Source organism: Streptomyces sp. XM83C, from assembly GCF_023072675.1.
Lineage (GTDB): Bacteria > Actinomycetota > Actinomycetes > Streptomycetales > Streptomycetaceae > Streptomyces > Streptomyces thermocoprophilus.
The window spans coordinates 17,523-27,657 of sequence record NZ_JALLGL010000048.1; the positions used below are offsets into that span (position 1 = coordinate 17,523).

Annotated in this window: 10 protein-coding genes; all 10 read right to left on the reverse strand. The window is 72.8% G+C overall.

Annotated features, from left to right (window positions below; genetic code table 11):
• Window positions 1-39 precede the first annotated feature (39 nt).
• The 10 genes from fabZ to MTQ10_RS08555 are packed head-to-tail and all read right to left on the reverse strand — an operon-like array spanning window position 40 to window position 9,983.
• Window positions 40-549, reverse strand: a complete 510-nt coding sequence (gene fabZ, locus MTQ10_RS08510) for a 3-hydroxyacyl-ACP dehydratase FabZ (RefSeq protein ID WP_247464073.1) — start codon at window positions 547-549, stop codon at window positions 40-42.
• A gap of 2 nt (window positions 550-551) precedes the next feature.
• Window positions 552-842: an acyl carrier protein gene (locus MTQ10_RS08515; protein WP_247464076.1), complete on the reverse strand. Its 291-nt coding sequence runs from the start codon at window positions 840-842 to the stop codon at window positions 552-554.
• A 51-nt stretch (window positions 843-893) separates the two neighbouring features.
• Window positions 894-1,649 (reverse strand): SDR family oxidoreductase, encoded by a 756-nt coding sequence (locus tag MTQ10_RS08520; RefSeq protein WP_247464079.1) that lies wholly within the window; start codon window positions 1,647-1,649, stop codon window positions 894-896.
• Complete coding sequence (gene sbnB, locus MTQ10_RS08525) at window positions 1,646-2,674, reverse strand: 2,3-diaminopropionate biosynthesis protein SbnB (RefSeq protein WP_247464081.1); 1,029 nt, start codon at window positions 2,672-2,674, stop codon at window positions 1,646-1,648. Before sbnB ends, MTQ10_RS08520 begins: the two co-directional genes overlap by 4 nt.
• Window positions 2,671-3,723 (reverse strand): 2,3-diaminopropionate biosynthesis protein SbnA, encoded by a 1,053-nt coding sequence (gene sbnA, locus MTQ10_RS08530; protein ID WP_247464082.1) that lies wholly within the window; start codon window positions 3,721-3,723, stop codon window positions 2,671-2,673. Before sbnA ends, sbnB begins: the two co-directional genes overlap by 4 nt.
• A complete protein-coding gene (locus MTQ10_RS08535; RefSeq protein ID WP_247464084.1) occupies window positions 3,720-6,062 on the reverse strand; it encodes a lantibiotic dehydratase in 2,343 nt (780 codons plus the stop codon). The genes sbnA and MTQ10_RS08535 overlap by 4 nt, the downstream gene beginning before the upstream one ends.
• Window positions 6,062-7,255: an aminotransferase-like domain-containing protein gene (locus MTQ10_RS08540; protein WP_247464086.1), complete on the reverse strand. Its 1,194-nt coding sequence runs from the start codon at window positions 7,253-7,255 to the stop codon at window positions 6,062-6,064. The genes MTQ10_RS08535 and MTQ10_RS08540 overlap by 1 nt, the downstream gene beginning before the upstream one ends.
• Window positions 7,256-7,260: 5 nt before the next feature.
• Window positions 7,261-7,539 (reverse strand): acyl carrier protein, encoded by a 279-nt coding sequence (locus MTQ10_RS08545; RefSeq protein ID WP_247464089.1) that lies wholly within the window; start codon window positions 7,537-7,539, stop codon window positions 7,261-7,263.
• On the reverse strand, window positions 7,520-9,040 hold the full coding sequence (locus tag MTQ10_RS08550) for a class I adenylate-forming enzyme family protein (protein WP_247464091.1): 1,521 nt from the start codon (window positions 9,038-9,040) through the stop codon (window positions 7,520-7,522). Before MTQ10_RS08550 ends, MTQ10_RS08545 begins: the two co-directional genes overlap by 20 nt.
• A complete protein-coding gene (locus MTQ10_RS08555; protein WP_247464093.1) occupies window positions 9,027-9,983 on the reverse strand; it encodes an ACP S-malonyltransferase in 957 nt (318 codons plus the stop codon). Before MTQ10_RS08555 ends, MTQ10_RS08550 begins: the two co-directional genes overlap by 14 nt.
• Between the last annotated feature and the right edge of the window lie 152 nt (window positions 9,984-10,135).

Sequence of the window (10,135 nt, forward strand, 5' to 3'; positions counted from 1 at the left end):
CCTCCTTCTGCTGGGTGCGTAGGGGATCGCGGGCGGCGGTCAGGCCTTGCGGCCGGTGGTGACGATGAGGGAGCCGGCGGCGGCGAGTTCGTTGCCGACGCTGGCCCGGACCGACACCTGGCGCAGGCCGCCGAGGCGCTGGCCGAGCTTGGCCTCGAGGGTGAGCTGGTCGCCGGGGACCACCAGCCGGGAGAACTTCATGGAGCTGATGGAGCCGAGGTAGCCGACGCTCTGCGAGGGGTCGGCGTCGCCGGCCGGCTCGGGGGCCTCCAGCAGTTCGGCGACGTACACCACGGCCACCAGCTGGGCCATGGCCTCGACGATCATCACGCCGGGCATGATCGAGTGGTCGGGGTAGTGGCCGGCGAAGAAGGGCTCGTTGACGGAGACGCTCTTCACTCCGCGGCCGGAGACGCCGGGGACGACGTCGTAGGCGCGGTCGATCATCAGCATGGGCCAGCGGTGCGGCAGCATCCGCTTGATGTCGTCCGAGGAGTAGCTGAGCTTCTTCTTGTCGGCTCTGGCCGGGGCGTCGGGGGTGACCGTCATGCTCACACCTCGCGGGCTTCGACGAAGTCGACCAGGGCGTTGATGGAGCCGAAGGCCTCGAAGTCGTCGTCGCTGATCAGCACGTCGTACTCGTTGTTGACCATGACGACGATCTCCAGGGTGTCCAGGGAGTCCATCTCCAGGCCGCGGCCGAACAGCGGCTGGTTGTCGGAGACGACGGCCGGTTCGACGTCCAGGCCCAGCCGGTCGATGATCATCGACTTGACCTTCATGTTCTTCTCCAGGCGCGCCTCGGCCTGGCTGCGGATGTCCTCGTAGGTGGCGGTGGACACGGGGTTCCTCCAGAGGGGGATCGATGGGTTGTCAGAAGGTGGTGCGGATGGTCAGTTGGGGATCATTCCGCCGTCGACGGTGAGCACCTTGCCGGTGATGTAGGAGGCGGCGGGGCTGGCGAGGAAGGCGGCGGCCTGGGCGACCTCGGCGGGTGTGCCCATGCGTCCCATGGGGATCGCCTGGAGGGCCTCCTTCATCTGCGCGGGCGGCACCTTCTTGACCATGTCGGTGTCGATGAAGCCCGGCGCGACCACGTTGACGCGGATGCCGCGCGGGGCGACCTCGTACGACAGGGTCTTGGCGAGGGAGATCACGCCGCCCTTGCTGGCCGCGTAGTTGGCCTGTCCGGCCCGGCCGGCGATGCCGCTGGTGGAGGCGATCAGGACGATCGCGCCGCCGCTCGCGTACATCTGCTTGGTGGCCTCACGGACGGTGTAGAAGGTGCCGGTGAGGTTGGTGCCGATGACCTCCTGCCATTTGGCGCCGCTCATCGCGGCGAGATGGCCGTCGGCGGTGACGCCGGAGTTGAGGACGGCCACGTCCAGGGAGCGCCAGGCCGTCTTCAGCTCCTTGTACATGGCGGCCACCTGGGCCTCGTCGGAGATGTCGGCCCGCAGCAGCAGGGCCTCGCGGCCCAGGGCGCGGATGCGTTCGGCGACCTCCTCGGCCTTGGCCTCGTTGGAGCGGTAGTTGAGGGCGACGTCGCAGCCGTGCTCGGCGAGCGTGAGCGCGATGGCCGCGCCGATGCCGCGGGAGGCGCCGGTGACGAGGGCCCGGGTGCCGGGTGTGAACAGGGTCGTGCTCATGCGGCGCCTCCCAGCATCGCGGCGGTCACGCGGTGGCTGCCCGGGTCGAAGCCGGCGGCGTCGGAGCCGAGGCCGGACTCGGTGGCGGCGCGCAGGACGACCTGTGCGACGGCGAGGTCGAGGACGCCCAGCCCGAACGGTGAGAAGACGACGGTGCGTCCGGGGGCGGGCGGCTCGGTGCAGCCGAGCACGGAGGCGATCTCCGCGTGCACGAACTCCCGGTGCCCGACCTCCTGTTCCGCCTTGTGCAGGCTGGTCTGCTCGCGTACGGCGTGCTCGATGTCGTCGACCACGTTGTACGCGCCGAGCACGGAGGCCGTGCTGAGGTCGCGCAGCGACAGGTGCAGGATGACCTGCCCCTCGGGCCGGTCGGGGTGTTCGCCCAGGTCGAGCCAGTAGGTGGAGTCGGTGGTCGCGATCGACACCGTCTCGGCGGCGAGCGCGTCGGCGACGTCCCCGGCGCGGAAGGACAGCTTCGGGTATTCGGACTCCAGTTCGGCGGCGAGGACCTCGGCGCGGCCCGGCACCACGTCCTGGAGCACGACGGTCTCCAGCTCCGGATGGGTCAGGGTGAGGAAGGCGAGGACGCGCTGGTTGATCGTGCCGCAGCCGATCAGGCCGGCGGTGCGCACCCGGCGCCCCCCGTGCAGGGCGCCCGCGGCGAGGGCGGCGCTCGCGGCGGTGCGGGAGGCGGAGATCCGGCTGCCCTCCATCAGGGCCGTCGGGTAGCCGGTGTGCAGGTCGTTGAGGATCTGCACGGAGGAGGCCCGCTGGAGGCCCTTCTCGACGTTGGCCGGGAAGGACGAGATCCACTTCAGGCCCATCACCGGCTCCGGGCCGCCCAGGTAGGCGGGCAGGGAGATGATGCGGGAGCCGGCCGGGGTCGGCGGGCGCAGGAAGCTGGAGAAGGGCACCTGTGAGTGGCCCTGGCCGTGCAGCACGTACGCGGTGCGTACGGCGTCGAGGACGACGGGGTCGAGACCCTTGAGGGCGGCGTCGACGTCGTCCCGTCCGAGGATCTTCACGGCTCACTCCTTTCGTGGTCGGGGTCGGGCGGGGATTCCTGGAAGCGGGTCTCGACCCAGGCGTCGCTGTAGATCGTGTCGAGGTAGCGGTCGCCGCCGTCGGGGAGCACGGCGACGCAGGTCGCGCCGGGCTCCAGCCACTCGGCGGCGCCCTCCAGGGCGGAGATCACGGCGCCGGAGGAGCCACCCGCGAGGATGGACTCCTGGGCGAGCAGCCGGCGGCAGCCCCGCACGCAGTCGAGGTCGGTGACCTTGACGACCCGGTCGGCCAGATGCGGACGCAGCAGCGGCGGTACGACGGCGGCGCCGTGTCCGGGGATGGTGCGCCGGTGCGCCCGTTCCCACGGCTCCGGCGGGCCGAAGATCACGCTGCCCACCGCGTCCACGGCGACGACCCGGGTGGCCAGGCCCTGCTCCTGGATGTACTCGGCGCAGCCGCGGAGCGTGCCGGTGGTGCCGGCGGCGAGGAACAGATAGTCGGGGCCGCCGGGCAGCGCCTCGCAGATCTCCCGCATGGTGTGGTGGTGGGCGCGGGCGTTGTACTCGTTGGCGTACTGGTTGGGCCAGTAGGCGTCGGGGACGCTGTCCAGCAGGGCGCGGACCCGGGCGATCCGGGCCGGCAGGTACTCGCCGGTGGCCGGGTCGCGGTCGACGACCTCGACCTTCGCGCCGTACGCCCGCATGATGGCGGTGTTCTGCGCGGTGGTGCGCGGGTCGACGACGCAGATCAGGTCGAGCCGGTAGAAGTTGCACAGCTGGGCGAGGGCGATGCCGAGGTTGCCCGAGGAGGACTCCACGACGGTGGAGACCCCGGGGACGAGCTTTCCCGCCTTGATGGCGTGCTCGATCATCGACTTCGCGGCGCGGTCCTTGATGCTGCCGCCCGGGTTGAAGCGCTCGCACTTGGCGTACACCTGGAACCGGTCGGGCGGGAACAGCCGGTCGAGGGCGACGAGCGGCGTGGACCCTATGGTGGCGACGATGTCGGGGTCGCGGGAGCGGGTGGCGCCGAGCGCCACGGCCGCCCCGTCGGAGGCGAGGACGGTCATTCCGGCACCTTTCTGCTGATCTGGAGCCGCAGTTCGCTGACGTAGCGCTCGCCGTCCGCGTCGGTCAGCCAGGAGTCGTCCGGGGCCGGCAGCGGTTCGCTGAGCGTCACGACGGCCCCCGGGTCGAGGCGCCGTGCGGCGCGGACGAGGTTGGCGAAGGTGAGCACGAGGGTCGGGCTGGTGAAGTCCACGAGGGACGGCTTGGTCTCCTCGGGGAACTTCACGAACAGCCGGTCGGGCAGGGCGTGTTCGGCCACCCAGCGGCGTACGGCGAGATAGTCCCGTTCCCGGTCGGCCTTGTCCGGCAGGGGGACGCCGGCGGCCGGCAGCCGCCAGGTCTCCCGGAACAGGACCAGGTCGTCCAGGAGCACCCGCGGGGCGTGCTCCCGGTCGAGCCCGATCTTGAACGCGTCGGCGGCGATGATGGAGACGGGCACGGCGAGCAGTTCGCCCACGGACCAGTTCCGGCCGTCGGGGGTGGTCGCGGTGACCGTTCCGTCGGTCTCGGTGAGCGTGATCGCGGTCGCCGGGTCGACGCGGGTGCGGTCGTCGTACGGGGCCCGGGTGAAGCCGATGAGCCGGTCCCCCGCCCCGATCGGCGCGGGCACCATACGGCCGCTGTTGCGTTTCCACTCCACCGGCAGCAGCGGCACGAGCCGGGGCGCGTCGATCGCCTCGTTGACCTTGTCCCGCAGGGAGCCGCTGTCGCAGGTCCAGTCGAGGAACGGCAGGTCGAGGGTGGCGAGGCAGGCGTGCAGTTCACCGAGGACGACGGTGTAGTCACCGGCGTCGAACGCCTCCGGGGAGGCCGCCACCACCTGGAGGTCGGGGCTGTGCACGGCCAGGTGCGGTGAGCCGACCGGGCCGGTCGCGAAGACCTCGCGGATACGGTGCTCGACGTCGGCCGTGCCCAGCCGCACCGGACGGGAGGCGGGGGCGGCGGGGTCCAGGTCGAGGACCTGCCGCCATTTCTCGGCGAGTTCACGGGTGGCGGTGTGCACGGGGGTGGCCTTGTCGCCCCAGAACAGGCCGAGCACCTGCGGCCAGACGTCCGCGAGGGAGACCTTGCCGCCGGGGCGGCGGGCGGCGGCGCGCCGGACGAGCGCGGCGACCTCCGTCTCCACCAGCTCGGCGAGCCGGTTGCCGAACCAGTCGGCGGCGTCCGCGACGAGGGCCAGGGGGCGGGCGATCGTGTCGAGAAAGTCCCCGCCGAGGTCGAGGGCGCAGTCGCGCAGGCTGTCCTGGTAGCACAGGGTGCGGCCGGCGTAGGCCTTGCCCTCCTCGCGGGAGGCGTCCTGCCCGGTGGTGGTGACGAAGAAGTCGTCGAGCCGGTCCAGGGCGGCGACGAGTTCCTCGGCGCTGCCCGCGCGGTCGATCTCCTCGCGCAGCCGGTCCAGTTCGGTGAGGATCGTCTCGCAGCGGACGAACAGCTCCGGGTCGCCGATGCCGGCGACGCGGCGCCGCAGCACCTGCTCGGCGCGGACGTCGACGGGGATGTTCGCGTCCCAGGTCAGCACCCGCTGCTTCAGCAGCCGGTCGAGGACCTTCCGCACCCGCTGCTGTGCCGTCGCCGGGTCCCACCCGGCCGTGGCGACGAGCGCGTCGGTGATGGCCTGGCCGCCGCGGTCGCCGTCGGCGAGCCGCAGCACGGCCACGTCGTCCTCGCGGAGCCGCAGGGTGCGCCCGCCGGGCAGCAGCAGCCGATCGCCGTCGAGGTGGACGTCGGGCCGCAGCATCGGCGGGAACCACCAGCGGGCGCCGGGCTGTGCCGTCATCCAGTCGGCGAGCGCGGCCACCGTCCAGCGTTCGAAGAACGTACGGCTCCGCGAGGTGAGCGACGGCCCGTGCCGCAGGTCCAGGGCGCGCCGGCCCCGCCCGACGGTGATCCAGGCGCCGGGCCCGAAGAAGCCGATGGTGTCGGCTTTCGCGCAGTACCGCAGCCAGTACATGGCGAGGGTGCGTTCACGCTGGCGGCGCTTGGACTCCTTGCCCTTGCGGGCGGCGAGCGAGTCGAGGATGCGGTAGACGGTGCGGTTCTGCCAGGCGATGGCGGTGCGCACCCGGTCGTCGGTGGCGAGGCGGGCGAGGCGTTCGGCCTCGGCGTCGGTGTCGGCGCGGTAGGCGGCGCGGAAGGTGTCCGACGCCGTGTCCCCGGTGCCGGCTTCGACCGCCGCGCGGGCGGCGCGGGGGCCGCCGAGCAGGTCGAGGCCGGAGACGGGGAAGCCCGCGCTGCGCAGCAGTCCGACTCCCCACACGTGCCAGGTGCTGTCGCCCAGCCGGTACGCCGGGCCGAACGCGGAGGTGTCGAGGTGCTGCCGGGTGTCGAGTGCGGTGGTCATCAGGCCGCTCCGCGCAGGGTGGAGGCGGGCTCGGTGAGTGCGGCGGCGAGGCGGGCGACGCCTTCGGCGATGCGCTTGCGGGGCACGTTGCTGAAGCAGAGCCGCAGGGCGTCGGCGTGCTCGCCGTCGATGCCGAAGTGGCTGCCGGGCACGTACGACACGCCGTGCTCGGCGGCGGCGGCCACGAAGCGGGCGGTGTCGGTGCCGTCGCGGTGGCGCAGCCAGATGTAGAAGCCGCCGCCGGGCCGCTCCCACTGCCACGGGCCGTCGGTGCCCAGTTCGGCCTCCAGCGCGTCGGCCATCAGGTCGCAGCGTTCCTTGTAGCTGCGGCGGTAGGCGTCGAGCAGGTCGTCCCAGCCGGAGCGGGAGTGGAACGCGCCGAGCGCGGCCTGTGTCAGCGCGGACGGCGACAGGGCCATGACCTCGGTGGTACGGCGCAGGGAGGCGGCGATCGGTTCGGGCGCCGCGATCCAGCCGCAGCGCAGGCCGGGCGCGAACACCTTGGAGAAGGTGCCGAGGTAGACGACCCGTTCGGGGTCGAGGGCGTGCAGCGCGGTGGTGGTGGTGCCGTCGAAGGAGAGCAGCCCGTACGGGTTGTCCTCGACAATCAGCAGGTCGAGTTCGCGGGCGGCGGCGACGAGTTCGCGACGGCGGGCCTCGGGGAGGGTGGCGCCGGTCGGGTTCTGGAAGGTGGGGTTGCAGTACAGCAGCCGTACGGTGCGGCCCGCGGCGCGCAGCTCGGCGACGGTGCGCCGCAGGGCGTGCGCGTCGAGCCCGGAGGCGTCCTCGGGTGCGGCGTGCAGGGTGAGTCCGGCGGTGCGGAAGGCTGCCGCGGCGCCCGGGTAGGCGGGGGTCTGCACGAGGATCGTCTCGCCGGGTGCGGCGAGGCCGAGGCCGACGGCCATCAGGCCCATCTGGGAGCCGGCGGTGGGGACGAGACCGCCGGGTTCGGCGGTGGTGCCCTCACGGGCCATCAGGTCCTTGATCGCCGGGACGAGGGCGCCCGCCACGTGCGGGGTGGTGTACTGCAGGGCGAGCTTGCCGCCGAGCCGGACGAGCCGGGAGAGCTGGGCGGAGACGGTGTCCAGCGGCAGGACGTCCAGGTCGGGCAGTCCGCCGGCGAACGAGATGACGTCGCCGCCCCGTTCGAACAGCCGCGGCATCTCCACCGCGGGGCGCATGTCGGTCCACATGGCGGTCAGCTCCCGGCTCTGGCCGGCAGTGCGGCGGCCAGCTGGTCCTGGACGGAGCGCCACAGCCCGGCGGAGGAGGTCAGCGACGGGTCGCCGATCACCTCGGGGTCGATCTCGATGCCGTACTGCTCCTCGATGGTCATGACCAGGGCGACGGTGTGCAGCGAGTCGACGCCGAGCTCCACGAGGGGGGTCTCCGGGTCGGTGACGGTGACGGCGCAGATCCGCTCGACGAGCTCGTGGAACTGCGACTGGGTCGGCTTCTCAGACGGCGACTGGTTCATGGGTGGTCCTCGTCGGGTCGATGGGAGAGGCGGGGGTGGCGGGCGCCGGCCGCTCCACGAGCCGCCGGACGGCCGCGCGGTCGGGCTTGCCGTTCCTGGTGAGCGGCACGGTGTCGATGAGGGTGATCCGGTCGGGCATCCGGGCCCGGTCGAGCCTGAGGGCGAGGTGGGTGCGGATCTCCTCGGGGGTGAGGACGGACTGCACGGCCAGGTGGAGGGGGCCGTCCTCGGGTTCGGGGCGCAGGGCGACCGCGGCGGTGACTCCGGGGATGCGTTCGGCGGCGTCCTCGATCTCGGTGAGGCCGAGGCGGATGCCGCGCCGTTTGATCATGTCGTCGTCGCGGCCGGTGAAGTAGAGCCGCCCGTCGGCGTCGAGGCGGCCCTGGTCGCCGGTGCGCAGTTCGAGGGTGCCGTCGGGCAGGGGCACGTACCGCTGCTGCTGTTCCAGGGGGACGCCCCAGTAGCCGGCCATCACGGTGGCGCCGCGGACGACGATCTCGCCGGTCTGCCCGGGGGGCAGGGTGGTGCCGTCGGGGCCGATGATGCGGACCTCGTCGCCGGGGATGGGCCGGCCGACGGAGTCGGGGTGGGTGGCGTACTCGGCGGGGTCGAGGATGGAGATGCGCTTGCACTCGGTCATGCCGTACATGGAGGCGAAGACCGATCCGGGGAAGACGTCGAGGAGTTCGGCCATGACCGTGCGGCCCGGTCGGGCGCCGGTGTTGGTGAACAGCCGGACGCGGGTGGGCCGGCGGTGCTTGCGTTGCAGCAGGGTGAGGATCTGCGCGAGGGACGGCACCAGCGGGACGACGGTGACGCCGTGCTCCTCGATCACCTTCAGCAGGCCGACGTCGCGGGCGCGTTCGGCGAGGACGAGGGTGCCGCCGGTGCGGGCGCACAGCAGGGCCTGGTAGAGGCCGTAGTCGAAGGAGAGCGGCAGCCGGCACAGGACGACGTCGTCGGCGCGGTAGCCGAGGCAGGCGTTGATGGCGTCGACGGCGGCCAGGATCTGCCGGTGGGGGCAGACGACGCCCTTGGGGCGGCCGGTGGTGCCGGAGGTGTAGATCAGTACGGCGACGGTGTCGTCGTCGGCGGGGGCGGTGAAGTCGTCGGCGGGGGTGTCGAGGATCTCCTGCCAGGCGCGGGCCGGTTCGACGGTGTGCCGGGCGCGCCGGCCGGCGCCGGGCGGGCAGACGGCGAGGGCGGCGGTGCAGTCGCCGACGATGTGGTCGATCTGCGGGTCGGTCAGCTCGGGGTGGACGGGGACGAAGACGGCGCCGACGCGGAGGGTGGCCCAGAACAGGGCGAGGAAGGAACGGTCGTTGCCGCCGGCGTGGACGACCCGGTCGCCGGGGGCGATGCCGCGGGCGCGCAGCCAGCCGGCGGCGCGGTCCACGGCGAGGCCGAGTTCGCGGTAGGTGACGGGGCCGTCGGAGTCGATGACGGCGATGTGGTCGCCGCGGTCGGCGCGGCGGTGTGCGATGAGGTCAGACACCGGCATGGGCGGGTTCCTCCTTCCGGACGGTCGGGGTGGCGGCGGTGAGCCGGGCGTGGACCTTGCCGATGTCGCGGGCGGTGGCGACGGGCAGGACGGCGAGTTCGGGGTGCTGACGGCGGAGGATCGCGGTGAGGGTCTTGGCGGGCGGCAGGGACACCGTCAGCCCGGGTGCGAGCCGCGCGAGGGCGAGCAGGCACAGGTCCCAGCGCACGGGCCGTGCGACCTGGTCGACGAGGCGGCGGCGGATGTCGTCGGGGTCGGTGACGGCCTCGCCGTCCGCGTTGGACAGCAGCGGCCCGCTCGGCGGCGCGAAGGCGGTGGCGTCGGCCGCGGCGGCGAAGGTCTGCCGTGCGGACTCCATGTACGGGGTGTGGAAGGCTCCGGCGACGGCGAGCGGTTTGACGGTGGCGCCGGGCGGGGGCGCCGCGGCCAGCCGTTGCAGGTTCTCGGTGAGCCCGGCGGCGACGATCTGCCCGGGCCCGTTGAACGTGGCGGCGTGCAGTTCGAGTTCACCGATGCGCTCGAGCACCTCGGTCTCGGTGCCGCCGACGACGGCGGCCATGGAGGTGGGTGCCTCGGCGCAGGCGGCGGCCATGGCCCGGCCGCGGATCGCCGCGAGCCGTACGGCGTCCTCGGGGGTGAGGACTCCCGCGTACACGGCCGCGGTGAGTTCGCCGACGGAGTGGCCGGCCGCCACCACGGTCCGGCCGGCCGCCGCCGGGGCCAGCGCCTCGTACGCGAGCACGCCCTGGGCCACCAGCAGGGGCTGGGTGTGCTCGGTGCGGGCGATCTCGGCGGCCGGGGCGCGGGTGCCGAGGTGGACGAGGTCCACGTCGGCGGCTTCGGACCAGGCCCGTACGCGCTCGGCGTACTCCGGGTCGCGCAGCCAGCCGGCCAGCATGCCGGGGGTCTGGGAACCCTGGCCCGGCGCGATGATTGCGAACATTTGTTCTATCCCCCTTTCGTGTCGAGTACCTGTCGCGCGGCGCTGGGCCGGGGAACGGCGGTACGGCGGTACAGCGGTGCTGTGTGAGCGGTACGGCGGTGCGGTGTCTTTCTCTTTTTAACAACTCCGAGGCCACGAGACTAAGCTGCATA

Coding starts and splice junctions, on each gene's coding strand:
- MTQ10_RS08555 (WP_247464093.1), bottom strand. CDS start 9,983: ATGTTCGCAATCATCGCGCCGGGCCAGGGTTCCCAGACCCCCGGCATG.
- MTQ10_RS08535 (WP_247464084.1), bottom strand. CDS start 6,062: ATGACCACCGCACTCGACACCCGGCAGCACCTCGACACCTCCGCGTTC.
- MTQ10_RS08545 (WP_247464089.1), bottom strand. CDS start 7,539: ATGAACCAGTCGCCGTCTGAGAAGCCGACCCAGTCGCAGTTCCACGAG.
- MTQ10_RS08540 (WP_247464086.1), bottom strand. CDS start 7,255: ATGTGGACCGACATGCGCCCCGCGGTGGAGATGCCGCGGCTGTTCGAA.
- fabZ (WP_247464073.1), bottom strand. CDS start 549: ATGACGGTCACCCCCGACGCCCCGGCCAGAGCCGACAAGAAGAAGCTC.
- MTQ10_RS08550 (WP_247464091.1), bottom strand. CDS start 9,040: ATGCCGGTGTCTGACCTCATCGCACACCGCCGCGCCGACCGCGGCGAC.
- sbnA (WP_247464082.1), bottom strand. CDS start 3,723: ATGACCGTCCTCGCCTCCGACGGGGCGGCCGTGGCGCTCGGCGCCACC.
- MTQ10_RS08520 (WP_247464079.1), bottom strand. CDS start 1,649: ATGAGCACGACCCTGTTCACACCCGGCACCCGGGCCCTCGTCACCGGC.